Source organism: Bacillus sp. 2CMS4F (assembly GCF_023161785.1).
GTDB lineage: Bacteria > Bacillota > Bacilli > Bacillales > Bacillaceae > Bacillus > Bacillus halotolerans.
In genome coordinates, this window is sequence record NZ_JALNTO010000004.1 from 91,876 (window position 1) to 113,415 (window position 21,540).

23 protein-coding genes and 1 pseudogene are annotated in these 21,540 nt (G+C 46.1%); 21 read left to right on the forward strand and 3 right to left on the reverse strand.

What is annotated here, in order from left to right:
• The first annotated feature begins 4 nt into the window (after positions 1-4).
• From iolD to MTN95_RS08730, 12 genes are all read left to right on the forward strand, one after another.
• A complete protein-coding gene (iolD, locus tag MTN95_RS08675; RefSeq protein WP_248337799.1) occupies positions 5-1,918 on the forward strand; it encodes a 3D-(3,5/4)-trihydroxycyclohexane-1,2-dione acylhydrolase (decyclizing) in 1,914 nt (637 codons plus the stop codon).
• A gap of 15 nt (positions 1,919-1,933) precedes the next feature.
• A complete protein-coding gene (gene iolE, locus MTN95_RS08680) occupies positions 1,934-2,827 on the forward strand; it encodes a myo-inosose-2 dehydratase (RefSeq protein WP_095712630.1) in 894 nt (297 codons plus the stop codon).
• A gap of 14 nt (positions 2,828-2,841) precedes the next feature.
• Entirely contained in the window at positions 2,842-4,161 is a 1,320-nt protein-coding gene (locus tag MTN95_RS08685) for an MFS transporter (RefSeq protein ID WP_248337801.1), read from the forward strand.
• Between the two features lie 22 nt (positions 4,162-4,183).
• Entirely contained in the window at positions 4,184-5,218 is a 1,035-nt protein-coding gene (gene iolG, locus MTN95_RS08690; RefSeq protein WP_248337803.1) for a bifunctional inositol 2-dehydrogenase/D-chiro-inositol 1-dehydrogenase, read from the forward strand.
• 21 nt (positions 5,219-5,239) lie between these two features.
• On the forward strand, positions 5,240-6,109 hold the full coding sequence (locus MTN95_RS08695; RefSeq protein WP_059335278.1) for a sugar phosphate isomerase/epimerase family protein: 870 nt from the start codon (positions 5,240-5,242) through the stop codon (positions 6,107-6,109).
• Positions 6,110-6,195: 86 nt separating this feature from the next.
• A complete protein-coding gene (gene iolI, locus MTN95_RS08700) occupies positions 6,196-7,032 on the forward strand; it encodes a sugar phosphate isomerase/epimerase family protein (RefSeq protein WP_248337805.1) in 837 nt (278 codons plus the stop codon).
• Positions 7,033-7,052: 20 nt separating this feature from the next.
• Positions 7,053-7,925 carry a class II fructose-1,6-bisphosphate aldolase gene (gene iolJ / locus MTN95_RS08705; RefSeq protein ID WP_248337807.1) on the forward strand — a complete coding sequence of 291 codons (873 nt, stop codon included), beginning with the start codon at positions 7,053-7,055 and terminating at the stop codon, positions 7,923-7,925.
• Positions 7,926-8,031: 106 nt separating this feature from the next.
• Positions 8,032-8,721: a two-component system response regulator YxdJ gene (gene yxdJ, locus MTN95_RS08710; protein ID WP_202853158.1), complete on the forward strand. Its 690-nt coding sequence runs from the start codon at positions 8,032-8,034 to the stop codon at positions 8,719-8,721.
• Positions 8,718-9,695 carry a two-component system sensor histidine kinase YxdK gene (gene yxdK, locus MTN95_RS08715; protein ID WP_105954561.1) on the forward strand — a complete coding sequence of 326 codons (978 nt, stop codon included), beginning with the start codon at positions 8,718-8,720 and terminating at the stop codon, positions 9,693-9,695. Before yxdJ ends, yxdK begins: the two co-directional genes overlap by 4 nt.
• Positions 9,696-9,838: 143 nt before the next feature.
• Entirely contained in the window at positions 9,839-10,612 is a 774-nt protein-coding gene (gene yxdL / locus MTN95_RS08720; RefSeq protein WP_014115765.1) for an ABC transporter ATP-binding protein YxdL, read from the forward strand.
• The gene (gene yxdM, locus MTN95_RS08725) at positions 10,587-12,455 is read left to right on the forward strand and encodes an FtsX-like permease family protein (protein WP_248337809.1); all 1,869 of its coding nucleotides are present in this window, start codon (positions 10,587-10,589) and stop codon (positions 12,453-12,455) included. Before yxdL ends, yxdM begins: the two co-directional genes overlap by 26 nt.
• A 13-nt stretch (positions 12,456-12,468) precedes the next feature.
• Positions 12,469-12,816: a YxeA family protein gene (locus MTN95_RS08730; protein ID WP_202853160.1), complete on the forward strand. Its 348-nt coding sequence runs from the start codon at positions 12,469-12,471 to the stop codon at positions 12,814-12,816.
• A 41-nt stretch (positions 12,817-12,857) separates the two neighbouring features.
• Here the strand turns inward: MTN95_RS08730 and MTN95_RS08735 are convergent, their stop codons facing one another.
• Positions 12,858-13,823, reverse strand: a complete 966-nt coding sequence (locus tag MTN95_RS08735; protein WP_105954558.1) for an iron-hydroxamate ABC transporter substrate-binding protein — start codon at positions 13,821-13,823, stop codon at positions 12,858-12,860.
• A gap of 174 nt (positions 13,824-13,997) precedes the next feature.
• Between MTN95_RS08735 and MTN95_RS08740 the strand changes: the two genes are divergently transcribed.
• The gene (locus MTN95_RS08740) at positions 13,998-14,396 is read left to right on the forward strand and encodes a hypothetical protein (protein ID WP_248337811.1); all 399 of its coding nucleotides are present in this window, start codon (positions 13,998-14,000) and stop codon (positions 14,394-14,396) included.
• A 43-nt stretch (positions 14,397-14,439) separates the two neighbouring features.
• Here the strand turns inward: MTN95_RS08740 and MTN95_RS08745 are convergent, their stop codons facing one another.
• Positions 14,440-14,793, reverse strand: a complete 354-nt coding sequence (locus MTN95_RS08745) for a hypothetical protein (RefSeq protein WP_105954556.1) — start codon at positions 14,791-14,793, stop codon at positions 14,440-14,442.
• 246 nt (positions 14,794-15,039) lie between these two features.
• Entirely contained in the window at positions 15,040-15,405 is a 366-nt protein-coding gene (gene cotNE / locus MTN95_RS08750) for an inner spore coat protein CotNE (protein ID WP_095712641.1), read from the reverse strand.
• Between the two features lie 104 nt (positions 15,406-15,509).
• Between cotNE and MTN95_RS08755 the strand changes: the two genes are divergently transcribed.
• The 8 genes and pseudogenes from MTN95_RS08755 (at position 15,510) to MTN95_RS08790 (ending at position 21,529) form a co-directional block, all read left to right on the forward strand.
• Entirely contained in the window at positions 15,510-15,932 is a 423-nt protein-coding gene (locus MTN95_RS08755) for a DUF3255 family protein (RefSeq protein WP_044160075.1), read from the forward strand.
• Positions 15,922-16,482: a hypothetical protein gene (locus tag MTN95_RS08760; RefSeq protein WP_248337813.1), complete on the forward strand. Its 561-nt coding sequence runs from the start codon at positions 15,922-15,924 to the stop codon at positions 16,480-16,482. Before MTN95_RS08755 ends, MTN95_RS08760 begins: the two co-directional genes overlap by 11 nt.
• Positions 16,483-16,521: 39 nt before the next feature.
• Entirely contained in the window at positions 16,522-17,334 is an 813-nt protein-coding gene (gene yidA / locus MTN95_RS08765; RefSeq protein WP_105954554.1) for a sugar-phosphatase, read from the forward strand.
• Between the two features lie 151 nt (positions 17,335-17,485).
• Positions 17,486-18,472, forward strand: a complete 987-nt coding sequence (gene yxeI / locus MTN95_RS08770; RefSeq protein WP_248337815.1) for a choloylglycine hydrolase family protein — start codon at positions 17,486-17,488, stop codon at positions 18,470-18,472.
• Positions 18,459-18,689, forward strand: a pseudogene (locus MTN95_RS08775) (hypothetical protein). The gene yxeI and the pseudogene MTN95_RS08775 overlap by 14 nt, the downstream one beginning before the upstream one ends.
• 185 nt (positions 18,690-18,874) lie before the next feature.
• Entirely contained in the window at positions 18,875-20,200 is a 1,326-nt protein-coding gene (locus tag MTN95_RS08780) for an LLM class flavin-dependent oxidoreductase (RefSeq protein ID WP_248337817.1), read from the forward strand.
• Positions 20,201-20,213: 13 nt separating this feature from the next.
• Positions 20,214-20,711, forward strand: coding sequence for a GNAT family N-acetyltransferase (locus MTN95_RS08785; RefSeq protein WP_095712643.1), 498 nt, complete (start codon positions 20,214-20,216; stop codon positions 20,709-20,711).
• 23 nt (positions 20,712-20,734) lie between these two features.
• Positions 20,735-21,529 (forward strand): amino acid ABC transporter substrate-binding protein, encoded by a 795-nt coding sequence (locus MTN95_RS08790; protein WP_095712644.1) that lies wholly within the window; start codon positions 20,735-20,737, stop codon positions 21,527-21,529.
• Positions 21,530-21,540: the final 11 nt, after the last annotated feature.

Here is a 21,540-nt window from a genome sequence, read left to right on the forward strand (position 1 = left end):
GTTTGTGGGGAAGAAAATTCGCTTAACAACAGCACAAGCGCTGATTACATTCTTAAACCAGCAGTACATCCATATTGATGGCAAGGAAGAGCCTTTCGTAGAAGGGATTTTCACGATTTTCGGTCATGGAAATGTTTTAGGGATTGGGCAGGCGCTTGAGCAGGATGCTGGCCATTTAAAAGTGTACCAAGGGAAAAATGAACAGGGAATGGCGCATGCCGCAATGGCGTACAGCAAGCAAATGCTGAGAAGAAAAATTTACGCGGTCTCAACATCTGTCGGACCGGGAGCGGCCAACTTAGTGGCGGCAGCCGGCACTGCATTGGCAAATAATATTCCTGTTCTCTTCATTCCGGCAGATACATTTGCGACAAGACAGCCCGACCCTGTACTGCAGCAAATGGAGCAAGAGTACAGTGCGGCGGTTACAACAAACGATGCATTGAAGCCTGTATCGAGATACTGGGATCGCATTACACGCCCTGAGCAGCTGATGAGCAGCTTGCTTCGCGCTTTTGAAGTCATGACTGATCCGGCAAAAGCGGGTCCGGCGACCATTTGCATTTCTCAGGATGTGGAAGGCGAAGCGTACGATTTCGATGAAAGTTTCTTCGTCAAACGGGTTCACTATATTGATCGCATGCAGCCGAGCGAGCGTGAGCTTCTAGGTGCGGCGGAGCTGATTAAAGCCAGCAAAAACCCTGTGATCCTCGTAGGTGGAGGCGCGAAATATTCCGGTGCGCGCGATGAATTAATCGCCATTTCTGAGGCCTGTGACATTCCGCTGGTTGAAACACAGGCAGGCAAATCGACTGTGGAAGCTGATTTTCCGAACAACTTGGGCGGAATGGGCATCACAGGAACACTCGCGGCAAATAAGGCGGCCCGCCAGGCTGATTTGATTATCGGTATCGGCACAAGATATACGGATTTTGCGACATCCTCTAAGACCGCTTTTGATTTTGATAAAGCGAAGTTTCTGAACATCAATGTCAGCCGAATGCAGGCGTATAAACTCGATGCGTTCCAAGTGGTGGCGGATGCGAAAGTGACGCTTGGCAAACTGCACGGCCTGCTTGAAGGCTATAAGAGTGAATTCGGCTCAACGATTCAAGAGCTGAAGGACGAATGGCTCGCTGAACGCGAACGCCTCAGCAAAGTGACATTTAAACGGGAAGATTTTGATCCGGAAATCAAACATCATTTCTCTCAAGAGATTCTAAACGAGTACGCTGATGCGTTGAATACCGAGCTTCCGCAAACAACGGCATTGCTGACGATTAACGAGACCATTCCTGAAGACAGCGTGATTATCTGTTCGGCAGGCTCTCTCCCGGGAGATTTGCAGCGTTTGTGGCACTCCAATGTCCCGAATACGTATCACCTGGAGTACGGATATTCCTGCATGGGCTATGAAGTGTCCGGAACACTGGGGCTTAAATTGGCTCACCCAGACAGAGAAGTGTATACGATTGTCGGAGACGGCAGCTTCCTGATGCTTCATTCCGAACTGATCACAGCGATTCAGTATAACAAGAAGATCAATGTGCTGCTCTTTGACAACTCAGGATTCGGATGTATCAACAACCTGCAAATGGACCACGGAAGCGGCAGCTACTACTGTGAGTTCCGCACAGATGACAACCAAATCTTGAATGTCGATTACGCGAAAGTCGCTGAGGGTTACGGCGCGAAAACGTACCGTGCTAACACAGTAGAAGAGTTAAAAGCGGCGTTAGAGGATGCGAAGAAACAAGACGTATCAACGTTGATTGAAATGAAAGTGCTGCCAAAAACAATGACTGACGGCTATGACAGCTGGTGGCATGTCGGAGTGGCTGAGGTATCTGAACAAGAAAGCGTTCAAAAAGCATATGAAGCAAAAGAGAACATGCTCGAATCTGCTAAGCAGTATTAGAGGGGAGGCATCATGATGGGCAAACATGAAATCCTGTGGGGGATCGCTCCCATTGGGTGGCGGAATGATGATATGCCTGAAATCGGAGCGGGAAATACACTTCAGCATTTGTTAAGTGATATTGTTGTCGCGCGTTTTCAAGGTACGGAAGTCGGGGGCTTTTTCCCCGAGCCTTCCATTCTTAATAAAGAGCTTAAGCTTCGGAATTTACGCATTGCGGGAAAATGGTTCAGCAGTTTTATTTTGCGTGACGGACTTGGTGAAGCGGCGAAGGCATTTACCCTGCATTGTGAGTATTTGCAGCAAGTCAATGCAGATGTCGCAGTTGTCTCTGAACAAACCTACAGCGTGCAAAGTCTGGAGAAAAACGTGTTCACAGAGAAGCCGCATTTTACTGATGAGGAATGGGAACGGCTTTGTGAAGGATTAAATCATCTTGGGAAAATTGCCGATCAGCATGGCTTAAAGCTGGTATATCATCACCATCTCGGCACCGGCGTCCAAACAGCGGCTGAAGTGGACCGCCTGATGGAGGGAACAGACCCTGCACATGTGCACCTCCTCTACGATACGGGCCATGCATATATTTCTGACGGCGACTACATGGGCATGCTGAAAAAGCATATCGATCGCATTAAACATGTCCATTTTAAAGATGCCCGGCTGAATGTCATGGAAAAATGCAAACTCGAAGGGAAATCGTTTCAGCAAGCGTTTTTACAAGGCATGTTTACGGTTCCCGGTGACGGCTGCATTGATTTTAGAGACGTATATCAGCTGCTGTTAAAACACAATTATTCCGGATGGATTGTCATTGAAGCTGAACAGGACCCCGATGTCGCAAACCCGCTTGAGTATGCATTGATCGCGAGAAACTATATTGATGAGCAGTTGCTGGATCTGGCGTAATGGGGACTGGATATATGGGCAATACCAATGCAGATTCGGCCTTCAATAAACGGACAATCGCGGCAGCATTGGCTAACTACATTGATGCCGGTTCGATTGTGGCTGGATCTGCTGGTTTATCGTTATGGGTCAGTTACCTGAAGCTGTCAGATACCCAAATCGGATTGCTCGGCGCGTTGAGCGCGAATGCCATCTCTGCCGCTGTCGGCGCTTTGCTCGGCGGATTTTTGGCGGATAAAGTCGGGAGAAAAGCTGTTTATACGAACAGCATGCTGATTTATGCGCTGGGGATTTGTTTCGTCCTGTTTAGTGTTAACTTCCCCATGCTGTTAAGCGGTTACATGATTATCGGGCTATCAGTTGGCGCTGATATCACCGCCTCATGGACGATCATCGCGGAAAACGCGCCTAAGAAAAACCGGGCTCGCCACTGCGGCGTGGCACAGGTTGCGTGGGCCGCAGGGGCAGTCGCCGTTCTGCTTCTCTCTGTGTTGGTCGGTGATTTAGGTCTGTTGGGAAATAAAATTGTGTTTGCTCATCTGCTGGTGATTGCGCTGATTACGTACGTCCTCAGAATCAGGCTTCCTGAGTCAGACGCGTGGCAGCAGAAAAATAAGCCCGCAGACATACAGGCGGCAGAGAAGCCGGCTGTATTACACAAAACCTCGTATTTTGATTTGCTCAAGCCTAAGTATGTAAAAAGCATCCTGTTTTTAATGGGTGTGTACTTGGTTTGGAACTTAGCCGCCGGCGTTATGGGCTTCTTTATGCCTTACATTTATCAGCAGGTCGGCGGGGTATCTGCCAACATGGCAAATCTTTTGCAAATGGGTCTGTTTATCTTTACCGGCCTTGGGGTCGCTCTGATTTTTATGCCCTTTGCAGATCAATATAGAAAAACGGTTTTTGGAATCGCTGCTTTTATGGCCGTCATCGGCTGGACGCTGTTTCTGCTCCCGGTTGAAGGAATGCCGGTCCTGCTTCTGTTTATCGTGGTGATGGGGATCAATAACGGAGCCGGCCAGCAGGCGAACTATCAATTATGGGCCAGCGAAATTTTCCCTACTCAATACCGTGCTTCCGCACAAGGACTGATGTTTTTTCTTGTTCGTATCTCAATAGGGATTTGGAGTCTGTTTGTCCCAATGATTATCAGCCATTTCGGCATTGGAACGATGGCTGCAATTCTCCTCGGGTGTGTGACGGCCAGCATGATGATCGGGCTTCTTTTCGCGCCGAATACATCTGGCAAGTCGCTTGAACAAATTCAAGAGGAACTCTACGGATCTCCTCGGAGCCAAGTAAAGCAAGAAACTGAAAGCAAAATGATGTAACTAACAGAAGGAGTGGCTGTCAATGAGTTTACGTATTGGCGTAATTGGAACTGGAGCAATCGGAAAAGAACATATTAACCGCATCACAAACAAACTGTCCGGCGCAGAAATTGTAGCTGTAACGGATGTGAATCAAGAAGCCGCACAGAACGTCGTTGAGCACTACCAATTAAACGCAGCAGTATATCCTGATGATGACAGCCTTCTGGCAGCTGAAAATGTAGACGCTGTCCTAGTGACAAGCTGGGGGCCTGCGCACGAATCGAGTGTGCTGAAAGCCATTAAAGCCCAGAAATATGTGTTCTGTGAAAAGCCGCTTGCGACAACTGCTGAAGGATGCATGCGCATCGTTGAAGAGGAAATGAAAACGGGGAAACGCCTCGTTCAAGTCGGCTTTATGCGCCGTTATGACAGCGGTTACGTACAGCTGAAAGAGGCGCTCGACAACAATGTCATCGGCGAGCCGCTTATGATTCACTGCGCGCACCGCAACCCAAGTGTAGCTGATAACTATACAACGGATATGGCCGTTGTCGATACACTTGTTCATGAAATTGATGTGCTGCACTGGCTCGTCAATGATGACTACGAGTCCGTTCAAGTCATCTATCCGAAAAAATCAAAAAATGCCCTGCCGCACTTAAAAGATCCGCAAATCGTAGTCATTGAAACAAAAGGCGGTATCGTCATCAATGCTGAGATCTATGTGAACTGTAAATACGGCTATGACATTCAATGTGAGATCGTTGGAGAAGACGGCATCATCAAGCTTCCTGAACCATCAAGCATCAGCATGAGAAAAGAAGGCAAATTCAGCACAAATATCCTGATGGATTGGCAGAGACGCTTTGTGGATGCGTACGATGTGGAAATCCAAGACTTCATTGATTCGATCCGGAAAAAAGGCGAAGTCAGCGGGCCGACGGCTTGGGACGGCTATATTGCTGCCGTTACGACTGACGCGTGTGTAAAAGCCCAGGAATCTGGACAAAAAGAAAAGGTTGATTTGAAGGAAAAACCTGAATTCTATCAATCCTTTACAACAGTGGAAAACTAGGAATATGGAGGAGTGAAAAAAATGAAATTAGCATTGGATCCATCGATGTATCGAGATGATTTAACGTTGGAGGAAATGGTCTATAAAACGGCGGAGCTTGGCTATGAATATATTGAACTTTCCCCCCGCGAGGATTTTTGTCCATTCTATAAATATCCGAAAGTCGATTCAGCAAAGATCAAACAATTAAAGCGGCTTTTAAGGGATACAGGTGTTAAGCTTTCATCACTCCTTCCGCTTTACCACTGGGCGGGTCCTGAAGAAGACCGCCGCCAGGCTGCGGTGCGCAACTGGAAAAGGGCGATCGAAATTGCGGTTGAACTTGAAGTGGATTTGATGAACAGTGAATTCAGCGGTTCAAAATATGATCCTTTAACAAGCGAAGAAAAATTTATCAAATCCATGGATGAGCTTCTGCCAGTCTTTGAAAAAGAAGGCATTAAACTCAATCTTCAAGCCCATCCGTACGATTTTATCGAAACGCACAAAGGTGCGATGGATATGATCCGCGCGCTCGACAAGGACTGGATCAACCTTGTCTACTCGACTGCGCATACGTTCTTCTATGATGACGGAAAAGGAGATATCGCGACAATGTTTGACGAAGCCGGCGACCGTCTCACACATGTTTTATTTGCAGATACCTTTAATCATAAAGCGGCTCACGGCCTGCGCTACATCGTCAATCCGCCTGACGCGAAAGTAACGGTTCACCAGCATTTGGACATTGGTCAAGGCGAGGTTGATTTTGATACGATTTTCAGAAAGCTGAGAGAGATGAAGTTCGACGGAATTGCGACGAATGCCGTATTTGCTTGGGTAGACGAAAGAGCGGATGAATCAAGCCGATTTATGCTTAAAAAAATGAAAGAAGAATTAGGTCTGGCATAAGCTGAGCATGGAGTTCGGCGGGATATGGCGAACAGCCTCCCTGCCGAACTCCCTTCATATCTAAAACGCAGATGGGGGAGTCTGACATGAAACTGTGTTTCAATGAAGCAACAACATTGGAAAACTCAAATCTTAAACAGGATTTAGAGCTATGCGAAAAGCATGGCTATGATTATATTGAAATCCGCACAATGGATAAGCTGCCGGAGTACTTAAAAGACCATTCATTGGCCGATCTTGCGGAATACTTTCAAACCCATCACATTAAACCGCTTGCCTTAAACGCACTCGTTTTCTTCAATAACCGTGATGAAAAGGGCTATCAGGAGATCATTGCTGAATTTAAGGGCATGATGGAAACCTGCAAAACCCTCGGTGTGAAATATGTGGTGGCCGTTCCGCTTGTGACGGAGCAGAAAATTTTAAAAGAAGAGATCAAAAAGAGCTGTGTAGAGGTTCTGACTGAGCTTTCTGATATCGCCGAACCGTACGGCGTAAAAATCGCCCTTGAGTTTGTCGGCCACCCGCAATGTACGGTCAATACGTTTGAACAGGCGTATGACATCATCAATACTGTCAGCCGCGACAATGTCGGGCTTGTCTTTGACAGCTTCCACTTCCATGCGATGGGATCAAATATTGAAAGCTTAAAGCAGGCGGACGGGAAGAAAATCTTTATTTATCATATTGACGATACGGAAGATTTCCCAATCGGCTTTTTAACGGATGAAGATCGCGTATGGCCCGGCCAAGGGGCGATTGACTTGGATGCCCACTTATCAGCCCTCAAGGAAATCGGCTTCTCTGAGGTGGTATCCGTTGAGCTGTTCCGGCCTGAATACTATAAGCTCAGTGCGGAAGAAACAATTCAAACAGCGAAAGAAACTACAATTGATGCGGTATCAAAATATTTCAGCATGTAATTGATAAAGGAGGGGTGAACATGGCTTTTGTATCGATGAAAGAGCTTCTTGAAGATGCAAAGCGGGAGCAATACGCGATCGGACAGTTTAATATCAACGGCCTGCAGTGGACGAAGGCGATTTTGCAGGCGGCGCAAAAGGAGCAATCACCAGTCATCGCCGCGGCTTCCGATCGCCTTGTCGACTATTTAGGCGGATTTAAAACGATTGCCGCCATGGTCGGCGCGTTAATGGAGGAAATGGCGATTACCGTTCCCGTGGTGCTTCATCTTGATCACGGAAGCAGTGCGGAACGCTGCAGACAGGCAATTGATGCCGGATTTAGCTCAGTGATGATTGACGGCTCTCATCAGCCGATTGACGAGAATATCGCGATGACAAAAGAAGTCACCGATTATGCCGCAAAGTACGGTGTGTCAGTAGAAGCCGAAGTCGGCACGGTCGGAGGAATGGAAGACGGGCTGGTCGGCGGGGTCCGCTATGCCGATATCACGGAATGTGAGCGGATCGTCAAAGAAACCAATATCGACGCGCTAGCCGCTGCCCTCGGCTCTGTACACGGCAAATATCAGGGTGAGCCGAATCTCGGATTTAAGGAAATGGAGGCTATCTCCCGCATGACTGATATTCCCCTCGTTCTTCACGGGGCATCCGGGATTCCGCGGGATCAGATCAAAAAAGCCATCACGCTCGGCCACGCGAAGGTCAATATCAATACGGAATGTATGGTAGCCTGGACAAACGAAACACGCCGCATGTTTCAGGAAAACAGCGATCTGTACGAACCGCGCGGCTATATGACACCCGGCATTGGAGCCGTGGAAGAGACAGTGCGAAGCAAAATGAGAGAGTTCGGATCAGCCGGTAAAGCAGCTAAGCAGCAGGTCGGCTGAAGAGACCTGAAACCGCCGAGATGGCGGTTTTTTGTGCGGTGTTGCGTCCGTACCCCCGAAACGATTATGATGATGGCAGCAGTGTAAGAAACGGGAGTGGTTCAGTTTGAATAAAATCATGATTGTGGAAGACAGTGAAGACATTCGCGGACTATTGCAGAATTATCTTGAAAAATACGGATACCAAACCGTGGTCGCCGCGGATTTCACGGCTGTTCTTGATGTCTTTTTGCGAGAAAAGCCTGATGTGGTGCTGCTTGATATCAACCTACCGTCCTATGACGGCTATTATTGGTGCCGCCAGATCCGCCAGCACTCCACAAGCCCGATCATTTTCATTTCAGCCAGAAGCGGGGAAATGGATCAGGTGATGGCGATTGAAAACGGCGGAGACGATTATATCGAAAAACCGTTTTCCTACGATATTGTGCTGGCGAAAATCAAAAGCCAGATCCGCAGGGCATACGGAGAGTACGCCGCAAAACAGGGGGAGAAAGTGGTTGAATATGCCGGCGTGCAGCTCTTTGTGGAACGGTTTGAACTGCGCTTTCATGAAGAAAAAAGCGAGCTTTCTAAAAAAGAAAGTAAGCTTTTGGAAGTGCTGCTGGAGCGGGGAGAAAAGGTGACGGGAAGAGACCGGCTCATGGAAAAAGCGTGGGACACCGACATTTTCGTCGATGATAATACACTTAACGTGTATATCACGAGGCTCAGGAAAAAACTGCGGGAGCTGAATGCGCCTGTTTCGATTGAATCGGTGCGGGGCGAAGGCTACCAGCTGAGGGCGCTGTCATGAAGCTGTTTCTCCGGTCTCATGCAGTGCTGATTCTGCTTTTTCTCCTTCAAGGGCTGTTTGTCTTTTTTTATTACTGGTTTGCGGGTCTTCATTCTTTTTCTCACTTGTTTTACATATTGGGCGTGCAGCTTCTTATTTTGGCGGGTTATCTTGCCTATCGCTGGTACAAAGACCGCGGCGTGTATCATTGGCTCAGTTCAGGACAGGAAGGGACGGACATCCCGTATCTCGGTTCTTCAGTGTTTTGTTCAGAGCTGTATGAAAAGCAGATGGAGCTGATCCGGCTTCAGCACCAGAAGCTCCATGAGACCGAAGCCAAGCTTGACGCGCGGGTGACGTATATGAATCAATGGGTGCATCAAGTAAAGACGCCGCTGTCGGTCATTAATTTAATCATTCAGGAAGAGGATGAGCCCGTTTTTGAACAAATCAAAAAAGAAGTCCGGCAGATTGAATTCGGGCTGGAGACGCTTCTTTATTCTTCAAGGCTCGACCTGTTTGAACGGGATTTTAAAATTGAAGCGGTTTCCCTGTCCGAGCTTCTTCAATCAGTTATTCAAAGCTATAAACGATTTTTTATTCAATATCGCGTTTATCCGAAAATGAACGTTTGCGATGATCATCAGATTTACACCGATGCAAAATGGCTCAAATTTGCGATCGGCCAAGTGGTCACAAATGCGGTCAAGTATTCAGCGGGCAAGAGTGACAGACTTGAGCTGAATGTCTTCCGCGATGAAGACAGGACGGTGCTTGAAGTCAAAGATTACGGCGTCGGGATTCCCTCGCAAGACATCAAGCGGGTATTTGACCCTTATTACACCGGTGAAAACGGGCGGCGTTACCAAGAATCTACGGGAATCGGCCTCCATCTCGTCAAAGAAATTACAAGTAAGCTCAATCATACTGTGGACATCAGCTCGTCTCCCGGTGAAGGGACATCAGTTCGATTTTCATTTCTTACAAAAATGTAAGGCTGCGTTAAGAAAACAACATAGCCCGCTTTGTTTCCCCTTGATAACATGGATTTATGTCAAGGGGATTTTTATGTTGAACGTCCCGGCACTACATGAAAGCAGCCCAGATCAACAAGAATAAAACCATAAGGAGGATTCTCATGGCGAATATGCTTGAAGTCAAACATATAAATAAAACTTATAAAGGACAAGTATCCTATCAAGCCTTAAAGCAAATTTCATTTTCAATAGAAGAAGGCGAGTTTACGGCGGTGATGGGGCCGTCCGGGTCCGGGAAAACAACGCTTTTGAATATCATTTCAACGATCGACCGTCCGGATTCAGGCGATATCCTGATTCACGGAGAAAACCCGCATCGCCTGAAGCGGACAAAGCTCGCTCATTTCCGCCGCAAGCAGCTCGGATTTGTGTTTCAGGATTTCAACCTTCTGGACACGCTGACAATCGGTGAAAATATCATGCTGCCGTTAACGCTTGAAAAAGAAGCACCATCTGTAATGGAAGAAAAACTGCAAGGCATCGCGGCAAAGCTCGGTATCGAAAACCTGCTCAACAAACGGACGTTTGAAGTATCCGGAGGACAGCGCCAGCGTGCCGCCATCGCAAGAGCGGTCATTCATAAGCCGTCACTCATCCTGGCCGATGAACCGACGGGCAACCTTGATTCCAAAGCGTCAAAAGACGTCATGGAAACGATGCAGAGCCTGAATCAGGATGATCATGTCACGGCTTTGATGGTGACCCACGATCCTGTTGCGGCAAGCTACTGCCGCCGCGTCATCTTTATAAAAGACGGCGAACTGTTTAATGAGATTTACCGCGGAGAAAACCGCCAAGTATTTTATGAACAAATTCTCGATGTGCTATCTATGCTGGGGGGAAACGCAAATGACCTTTCTTCAGTTCGCTTATAAAAACGTCACGAGAAACAAAAGGGCCTATCTTGCATTCTTTTTAAGCAGCGCTTTTTCCGTTTTGATTTTCTTTACCTTTGCGATGTTCCTGTTTCATCCGGCATTAAAGGAAGGCTACCTGAATAATATCGCCAAAAAAGGCTTAACCGCTGCGGAATGGATGATCTTTGTTTTTTCTTTCTTATTTGTTCTGTATTCGGTTAACGCATTTTTGAAATCAAGAAATAAAGAATTCGGCATCCTGCTCATGCAGGGCATCACGCCGGGGCAGCTGAGAAAGCTCATTACTGCGGAAAACATGATCATCGGCGTCATGTCAATTGCAGCCGGCATAATCGGAGGATTCATTTTTTCAAAGACGTTCTTTACGGTCGGCGCTTATATTTTAGAAATGGACGCGCTGCCTTTGTATATGCCCTGGAAAGCGCTCGGTATTACGGCCGGCGGATTTCTGCTCTTATTTTTCTTTTTATCGCAGTTTACGATCCTTTTTGTCAGATCAAATACGGTTATCAAATTAATAAAGGGCACTGACAAGATTAAGCCGGAGCCTAAGCCGTCCGTGCTTCTGTCCTTATTCGGCATCGCCTGTCTTTGCGGCGGGTACGGCATGGTTCTTAAAGGCAATGTCCACGGGGCCGAACCGTTTATCATTTTACTGCTCACCGTCATCGGAACATATTTCTTTTTCAGCCAAAGCAGCATATGGATTCTGCGCGCGCTGAAGAAGTGGAAAACCTTTTATCTGCGCGGGAAAAATGTCATTTGGGTTTCTGATCTTGTCTATCGTTTAAAAGACAACGCCCGCCTGTTCTTTATTGTCAGCATTATTTCCGCGGTTGCGTTTACTGCTACGGGTGTGCTCGCGATGTACAAATCGACCGTCGGGGCGGAAGAGTCCGCTTATGAGATGGAGTATATATCTTACAGCGGCAATCCAAAAGAAGAGACTCATTTGAAAAAAATTGACCATGAACTGAAAACACACGGCTTTACGTATAAGAAAGACGAAATAGATGTTTCTTATGTTCGCTATCAGGAAGGAGAAACTGTTCCCCCTGTTTACATGATCAGCGAATCGGATGTATCAAAATACTTCCATGTCAAGCTGAACGGCCTGAAAAATGGTGAGGCTGTCTTTTTCCCGGGCACGTATGACCGCAATTTCAAAAACGAAGCGCCGGATCAGCTGAAGCTGCTGAACCAAAAAGGCAAGCCGTCTGACCAAAAACTGTCGGTAAAAGAAGTCAAAAAACCGCTGATTTCATTAAATGCCATCATCGCGGTGAACGATAAAACCTTTGATCAGCTCAAATCACTCGGTGATAAAGCGACATTATACGGCTACAGGTATGATCATTGGAAAGACAGTCTTGGGTTCAGCCAATCCTTGAAAAATGAGATTTACGGCAATTATATCGACGTGCATTCTGATTTTATGGCAAAAGCCGGGACTTACTATGATACGGTGCAGCTGCCGAGCTTAAGTTTATTCATCGGCCTGTTTATCGCGATCGTCTTCTTTATCGCGGCAGCAAGTTTCTTATATTTCAGGCTGTTCACCGATTTAGAAGAAGATCGGGAGCGTTACCGTTCGCTGGCCAAAATCGGTTTGAGTGAGCGTGAGATGTCACAAAGCGTGACGATACAATTGGCGATTCTCTTTTTCTTTCCATTTGTCATTGCTGTTATGCATACGCTGTTTGCCTTGAGAACATTGGCCGTGGATGGCTATTCCGATGTAGCGGGACCGCTCAGTCTCACCATCGGAGGGTTTTTCCTTTTTCAGCTTCTATTCTTCCTCGCGGTGCGGTCAAGCTATTTGAAAAAAATGAACAAGTAAGAGGAGGGTAAAGATGAAAAAAGCAATGGCAATCCTGGTCGTTTTGGCGGCTGCTGCCGTAATATGCGGGCTTCTCTTTTTTCATAACGATGTTACAGACAGATTTAATCCGTTTATTCACCAGCAAGATGTCTATGTGCAGATTGATCGAGATGGCAAACATCTTAGCCCAGGCGGTACTGAGTATACATTAGACGGATATCATGCATCCGGAAAAAAAGAAGAAGTGACCTTTTTCGCCGGTAAAGACCTTCGGAAGAACGCATATTTGAAGGTGAAGGCAAAAGGAAAGTATGTCGAGACTTGGGAAGAAGTCAGGTTTGAAGATATGCCGCACTCCGTACAGTCAGCATTAAAGTGAATCATAAAAAATGGCACAGTGTCATAACTGTGCCATTTTCTTTATTTTTTATTTTCTTCGGCCCGTTTGATCAGCATGTCGGTGATGATATCAACCTGTTTGCTGACAGAAATCGGATCGTACGGATAGAAGGTGTCAAAATCATTCATAAACACACGGTTATGTTTCACAGCGTCTAGGTTTTTCCAAATGGAGGATTCCTTCAGCTTGTCGAGTGTTTTGCTTTCGCCTTTCGGATTGTAGTCCGTAATAAACATATAATCTGCGGCATACTCAGGAATCACTTCTTGAGAGAGCTGTTTCATCTCGCCTTTTTTGATGACATCTTGTTCAATCTTTTCAGGCGCTTTTAACCCAAGCGCGTTGTATACAGCTTGGCCGCCGCGACCGCCATTGTCATTGAAGACCCAGAATTCGCCCTTGTCCGTGTTTTCATAAATGCCGAAGGTCGCATCTTTGTCGATGACGCCGGCTATTTTCTTTTTGGCTGCTTCCGCTTTTTTGTTAAAGTCAGCCATAAATGCTTTTGCTTTATCCTTGGCGCCCGCAATATCTCCGAACATTGCTACGGTATCTTCGACGTTTTTCGCGGTGTTATAAGGAACGACAACGGTTGGAGCGATTTTCTTTAATTTATCGACATTCTCTTCATTCATGACAACAATCAAGTCAGGCTGAAGCTCCATTACTTTCTCAACGCTGATCGGATCACCGACATCCTTTACATCTTTCAGCTTTGATTTTAAAAATGGATTATCAAATGACCATGAGCCCGAGCCGACCACATTTGCCCCGACAGACAGCAATTCCCCAGCATAAAAATCAGTGACGATGCGTTTCGGATGTGCAGGAATTTGGACGTTGCCTTTTGTTGATTTGTATGTTCTCATTTCTGTCTTATCTGAAGCTGAATCACCTGAGCTTCCTTTCGAAGCCGTGCCGCTGCAAGCACTGACAAACATGAGAAGCAGCACCAGCATGCCTGCGAGCAATGTGTTCTTTTTCATTAAGAACCCTCCAATATGTATTTTGATTCATTAGTAATGATTATCATTATCAATTAATAATATAGCAAGAAACCTGTGCCCCGTCTATCACTATTTTAAAAGGAGAAAGTTTTTGTTATACAAGTGACGCGATATTCTTAATCGATTATTATAGGTAAATAGGAGGAGGAAAATATGGAAATCACAAAAAGAGGTGCCGCATGGGAATGGCTTCATAGCTGGTGGATGCTGTTTATTTTCATGCCTTTTGCCATTACCAGTTTTTTTGCCTTTTTATTTATTGGCATCAAGGTTAGAAATAAAAAGTGGATCATGTACGCAATCATTTATTTTTTCGTATTTGCGTTTGCTTTCGTGCTGCCTGATCCGCCCGGATTGCTTATTGTGCTCCCGTTGTGGGCTGTGACGATTATTCACGGTCTTAAAGTGCGTCCGCTGTATCTGATTCAGCTGGATGTCTACAAAGACAATGTGGAGGCACGGGCCTTTGCTGAGGCAAGAAGTGAAGCCGAGAGCAGATTTCATGCGCCGAAACAGTCTATTCAGGATATACATATTCGCAAAGAACGGTAAGAAAAAAGCTCAACACTAAACATTGTGTTGAGCTTTTTATATGTTACTGCTGATAGGACTGCTGCTGGAATGGCGTGTTTTGGCCGAATGGAAGTGTAGACACATTCGTATTCATCATGCTGGATTGTCCAGTAAGTTCCTGCTGCATTTGGTTGCACATGTTGACAACCTGCTGGCATTTTTGAATGGCTGTGTCATGTCCGTGCAGCGCTTGCTGAATGGTATGTGCAGCTTGTTGTTCGTGGTTTAGAATCTGTTGCAGCATTTGGATGTTTTGCTGCTCCTGATGAAGCATTTGACGATATTGGTTGCTGCTTTGCTGTGTTTGCTGAATAAGCTGCTGAGCTGTCTGGCGGCACTGGTTCAGCTGCTGCAGGCTGTGTTGCGTATTGTGCATAAATGACCCCTCCGTATGTTCAATTGACATTTGTCGGTATTATCATGCGACCCGAACCAAAAGAAATTCTGCAAAAGGGGAACTACAATTATTTTCCTTCCCCCCTCTATCTTTGAATGAAATCGGCAAAGATTGTATACTTGTAAAAACCCTTTTTATGTAAATGTCCCGCTCTGCACATAAGAATAGCGGAAAACGAAACTCCGAAATCTGGAGAATCGTATTCCGCTTTTTTCTTTTCTTGCTTCAGAAACCGCCTTCGCCCGCAGTAAATGGGATATTTAATCTGTTTTCTACCGCGCGGAGGCGCTGATTGAGCCGGTTTAAGCGGCGTGTATGGCGTTCAACAGTCTGGCTTAGCTGATTGACCTGATCGGCCATTCTTGCAATTTCCCGGTTTTGACGGCGATCCTCATTCGACAGACGGGTTAATTCTCTTGTCTGCTGTTCGTTTTGCCGTTCAAGAGCAGCGATTCTTCTTTCCAATGCCGGCTGTCTGTCCGTCTGGTATGGCTGGTATACATCCTGCTGCGGATATGGATTGTATTCATATTGGCTATAGTAGGGTTCCTGCTGAGGGAGCTGCGGGCTGTAATATTGATAAGGGTTCATGTAATCAATCTCCTTAAAAAGTAATGTGGGTGAATTCCTTATAATCTATGTAGTCATTGGCACAGTGCCACGGCATTCGCCTAAAAAAGTAAGAAAGGACGGTGATGACGCTGAGCAGAAAAGGACCTGTTATTGTGTTCCTGTCTGCTGTATGTCTCATCATTTCGGGCTGTCAGCAGCCAAAAGACGAGACGCCGTTTTATTACGGAACTTGGGATGAGGGCATTATCCCCGGTCCCATGGATGGCGTGAAATCAGCAACGGTCACATTTACCAAAGACAAGGTGCTGGAGACGGAGGTGATTGAAGGGAGAGGAGAGGTGCAGCTGCCCTTTATGGAATACAAGGTAATATCTCAAAGCGCTGACGGTTCCATTGAGATCCAGTACCTTGGCTCCTATTATCCGCTCAAAAGCAAACTGAAAAGAGGGAAAGACGGGACGTTGATATGGGAGCAAAATGGTCAGGAAAAAACGATGACAAGAATCGAGTCAAAGGCCCGCAAGGAGGAGAAACATGAGAAATAAAAAAGCGGAAAGACTGGTGTTAACAGGCCTTATTTTACATATCATTCAGTGGTTGTTGGTATTATGGGCTTTTCTCAAAATCAAACATTTATTTAGTGACTATACGATCTACAATCCGAATGTCATAAACGGAACGATGCAGTCGTTATCGTTTATGCAAATGCTGCGTTCTATGATGTACTCGGGCGCCATGGTGAATTATGTTCTGTTTTTTGTGATTGCATTGCTTATCTATTGTTTAGTGCTTCATGCGGTCATGATTGTTCTGGAAATGGCTGCTTATGTGATGATCAGACGGAATCCTTCATCTTCATGGGCATATTTTTTGACGGCGGCGGGTGTGAAGCTTGCAATCTTAAATATCACGGGTATTCCATTTTTAGCTGCCGGCTTCCTGCTGATGAAACAGAAACAAGCAGAAAGCGGCGAAAAGGGTGCAGAACCAAAGCGAAAGCCGCGCACGCGGATCCGGAGACAAGGCAGACGTCTAAACAGAAACAGGAGAAAATCATCGCTTTCAGTTGAATATCAAAAAGAAAAAACGATATGATGGGACTATAGCCTGAAAACGACACGAAGGAGATGCAGGATGTACAAATTAATAGCAATTGATATGGACGGAACACTTTTAAATGATCATCATGAAGTGACGGCGGAGGTCCGCGACGCGCTGCATGCCGCAAAAGCGGAAGGGGTAAAAATTGTTCTTTGCACCGGCCGGCCTATCGGAGGTGTTCGGAGATACTTAGATGAACTCAATTTAATTGAGGAAGGCGACTACGTCATTGCCTATAATGGGGCGCTTGTTCAAAATACGCATACAAAAGAAGTGGTGACGGAATTGTCTCTAGGATATGATGATTTGGCATCATTATATGATCTGAGCTTAGAGCTGAAGACACCGATGCACTTCTTCGACTCAGCCAACCTGTATACGCCTAACCGTGATATCAGCGAATTTACCGTATATGAGTCGTACGTGACACAGGTGCCGCTTCATTACCGCAAGATTGAGGAGATACCTAAAGACATTCTCATTCCGAAAGTGATGTTTATTGATCAACCAGAGCACTTAAGCCGCGTCATTACATCGATACCGAAAGACGTGAGAGAAAAGTATACGATGGTCAGAAGCGCTCCTTTCTTTTACGAAATTCTGCATCCGGAAGCAAGCAAAGGAAACGCTGTGCGTCAGCTGGCGAATCTGCTCGGAATCAAGCAGGCTGAAGTCATGAGCATAGGCGACAACGGCAACGATCTGACAATGATCGAATGGGCCGGCTGCGGCGTTGCCATGGCAAACGCCATTCCGGAAGTGCTTGAGGCCGCAAACTTTCAAACGCGCTCCAATAATGAACATGGCGTTGCGCATGCGATTCACGAGCTTGTTTTGGCTAAATAAAAAATCCAGCCTTTTAAAGGCTGGATTTTTTCGTTTTATTGATATAATGTCAATTCTTTGACGAATCGATTTGACTTTCGTTATGCTGATAAAACCAATTCGTTCACAATATGTATGATATTAATCTGAATTGAAAAGGGGGACTGATCAGATGTGCACAAGTCTTACATTGGAAACTGCTGACCGTAAACATGTATTAGCGAGAACAATGGATTTTGCATTTCAGCTGGGGACAGAGGTTATTCTCTATCCGCGCCGTTACAGTTGGAGTAGTGAAGCTGACGGAAAGGCCTATCAGACACAGTACGCATTTATCGGTATGGGGAGAAAACTTGGTAATATTTTATTTGCAGACGGCGTTAATGAAAACGGTTTATCGTGTGCTGCACTTTATTTTCCGGGCTACGCGGAGTACGAAAAAACGATACGGGAAGACACCGTACACATTGCCCCGCATGAGTTTGTGACATGGGCGCTGTCAGTCTGTAAGTCTTTGGATGACGTGAAAGAAAAGATTCGATCTTTAACGATTGTAGAGAAAAAATTAGATCTATTGGATACGGTTTTACCGCTTCACTGGATATTGTCAGACCGGACGGGACGCAGCCTGACGATAGAACCGAGAGCAGATGGCCTCAAAGTCTATGACAATCAGCCTGGTGTCATGACGAACAGCCCCGACTTTATATGGCATGTAACCAATCTGCAGCAATATACAGGAATCAGACCGAAGCAATTAGAGAGCAAAGAGCTGGGCGGATTAGCCCTTTCCGCTTTTGGCCAAGGCTTAGGAACTGTAGGCCTGCCGGGGGATTATACACCGCCTTCCCGATTTGTCAGAGCTGTGTATCTGAAAGAACACCTAGAGCCGGCGGCCGATGAAACGAAAGGTGTAACAGCCGCTCTTCAAATTTTGGCAAATATGACGATACCCAAGGGCGCAGTGATAACGGAAAAAGACGAAATTCATTATACGCAATATACTTCCGTGATGTGTAACGACACGGGAAACTACTATTTCCACCACTATGACAATCGGCAAATCCAAAAAGTAAATTTATTTCATGAAGACCTTGACTGTTTGGAGCCTAAAGTGTTTTCCGCTAAAGCAGAAGAAAGTATTCATGAGCTTAATTAATTCACATCAATCAGCTGATTCCGGTTTGAATCCGGAGTCAGCTGTTTTTTATATACGATCGTTACGGCGTCTGAGTGGATAGGCAGTTTGCTAAAAGCGAAAGAAAAGGCAAGGAAATGGCGAAATCGCATATCCATTTTTTGAATAAAAACTTAGTCTTTGCTTCATCAGACTCAGTTTTCTTGCCGATATACAGGTTATTGCACTAGTTGAATGAACCAATGCCGTTCCATTATGGTTACGCAAGGGTCTTTTCAGCTTAAATAGAAAAAATTAATCTCAACTCATTGACAAACTCGCAATACAAATGTACATTTTGATTTATTCATATTAAACGACTAGGAATATAGGAGTTTATTTTTCGGACTTTTCAGCCTAAAACATTATAAAAGGAGTAACGTCATGACAAGCAAAAAGAAGCAAATCAAATTAGGAGTTTTTCTTGCGGGGACCGGACATCATGTTGCGTCTTGGCGGCATCCGGACGCGCCTGCGGATGCGAGTATGAACTTGGATTATTTTAAAGAGCTGGCGAGAACAGCGGAGCGGGGCAAGCTGGATATGCTGTTTTTAGCAGACAGCCTGTCAATCGACAGCAAATCGCATCCGAATGTGCTTACAAGGTTTGAGCCATTTACTTTGCTTTCAGCTCTGGCGCAGGTGACTTCAAGAATTGGCCTGACAGCGACAGCTTCTACTACTTATAGCGAGCCGTTTCATATTGCCAGACAATTCGCCTCACTGGATCACCTGTCCAACGGCCGTGCCGGATGGAATGTCGTGACCTCATCCATTGAGTCAACAGCGCAGAATTTCAGCGGGGAAAAGCATCTCGAACACCACTTGCGCTATCAGCGGGCAGAAGAATTTGTCGAGGCCGTAAAAGGGCTTTGGGATTCATGGGAAGAGGACGCCTTTATCCGCAATAAAGAAACAGGTGAATTCTTCGATAAAGAAAAAATGCACGAGCTCAACCACAAAGGAAATTATTTCTCAGTCCGCGGGCCTCTGAACGTTTCAAGAACGCCGCAGGGCCAGCCGGTCATTATTCAGGCGGGCTCATCAGGGGATGGGAAAGCGCTGGCTGCCAAAACGGCTGAAGTGATTTTCACGGCGCAAAACCATTTGGAATCGGCACAGGAATTTTATCAATCAATTAAAAAGCAGGCAGCCGAGTTTGGCCGCGATCCTGAGAAAATTGCGATCATGCCGGGCATTTTTCCGGTCATCGCAGACACTGAAGAAGAGGCGCGGGCTAAATATCAAGAGCTTCAAGATTTAATCATTCCATCTGTCGGTCTGCAAATCCTGCAGAATTATTTAGGCGGTATTGATTTGTCTGCATATCCGCTTGACGGGCCGCTGCCAAAGCTTGACGCGAATGCATCCAATGCGGTGAAGAGCCGATTTAAGCTTGTTCAAGAAATGGCTGAACGAGACAATATGACAATACGTGAGCTTTACAAATACGTTGCAGGCTCCAGAGGCCATCACATTTTTGTCGGAACGCCGGAACAGCTTGCCGACAAGATGCAGGAATGGGTCGATCATAAAGCTTGTGACGGATTTAATATCATGCCTCCGCTTCTTCCAGAAGGAATTGAACTGTTCGTTGACAAAGTGGTTCCGATTTTACAGGAGCGCGGCGTGTTCAGAAAAGAATATGAAGGCACAACATTGAGAGAGCATTTTGGTTTAGAAAAACCGGTAAACCGTTATGCGAAGTAAGGAGGAACGCTCGATGAAGACGCAATATCGCCTCGCAGCTGAACGTGATGCCGAACAGCTTCTCGAACTGACATGGCGCGCCTATGAACCGATTCGAAAGCTCGGCATTCGTTTTGCCGCGGCCCAAGCGGATCTGGATCTGGTCCTAAACAATATCCGAAAAAACGCCTGTTACGTCATGGAAGAAGACGGGCGGATCATCGCGACCATCTCCTTACGAATGCCTTGGGGGCAGCAGCCTGGACCGTATGGCGTTCCTCATATCTGGTGGTTCGCTGTTGATCCTGAAACCGGGCAAAAGGGAGTCGGGACAAAGCTGCTTCAATGGCTTGAGCAGACCATCCTGCGCGATACGCTAAAGGTTCCGTTTGTATCGCTAGGAACAGCGGATAAGCACCCGTGGCTGATCGAGATGTATGAAAGAAAAGGATATGTCCGAGCAGGCGAGAAGGATCTGGGCAAAGGACATATGACAGTCTATATGAAAAAACAACTGCGACATGACCTATAAAAGATAAAAGGCGGGAAAATCAAATGAAAATGAAAAAATGGACTGTGCTGTTAGTTGCTGCGTTATTAGCCGTGCTATCAGCTTGCGGCAATGGAAACAGCAGCAGTAAAGAGGATGACAACGTACTTCATGTGGGTGCGACCGGACAGAGCTACCCATTCGCTTATAAAGAAGACGGAAAGCTGACAGGTTTTGATGTAGAAGTAATGGAAGCTGTTGCAAAGAAAATCGGCATGAAACTGGACTGGAAGCTGCTCGAATTCAGCGGTCTGATGGGAGAGCTTCAAACAGGCAAGCTTGACACCATTTCCAATCAGGTAGCGGTGACAGATGAACGCAAGGAAATGTACAACTTCACAGAACCGTACTCTTATGCAGGAACACAGATTGTCGTCAAAAAAGACAACAACGACATCAAATCAGCAGACGATTTAAAAGGAAAGACAGTAGCTGCTGTTTTAGGTTCAAATCACGCGAAAAATCTTGAAAGCAAAGATCCTGACAAAAAAATCAATATCAAAACATACGAAACACAAGAAGGCACGCTGAAGGATGTCGCATACGGACGTGTGGACGCTTACGTAAACAGCCGAAGTGTGCTGATCGCACAAATTAAGAAAACAGGCTTGCCGTTGAAGCTAGCCGGAGATCCGATTGTGTACGAGCAAGTCGCATTCCCATTTGCCAAGGATGACGCGCACGACAAGACCCGTAAAAAAGTCAATAAAGCGCTCGATGAACTGCGCAAAGACGGAACGCTTAAAAAGCTTTCAGAAAAATATTTTAACGAAGATATCACAGCAGAACAGAAGCATTAAGAAACGGCGGT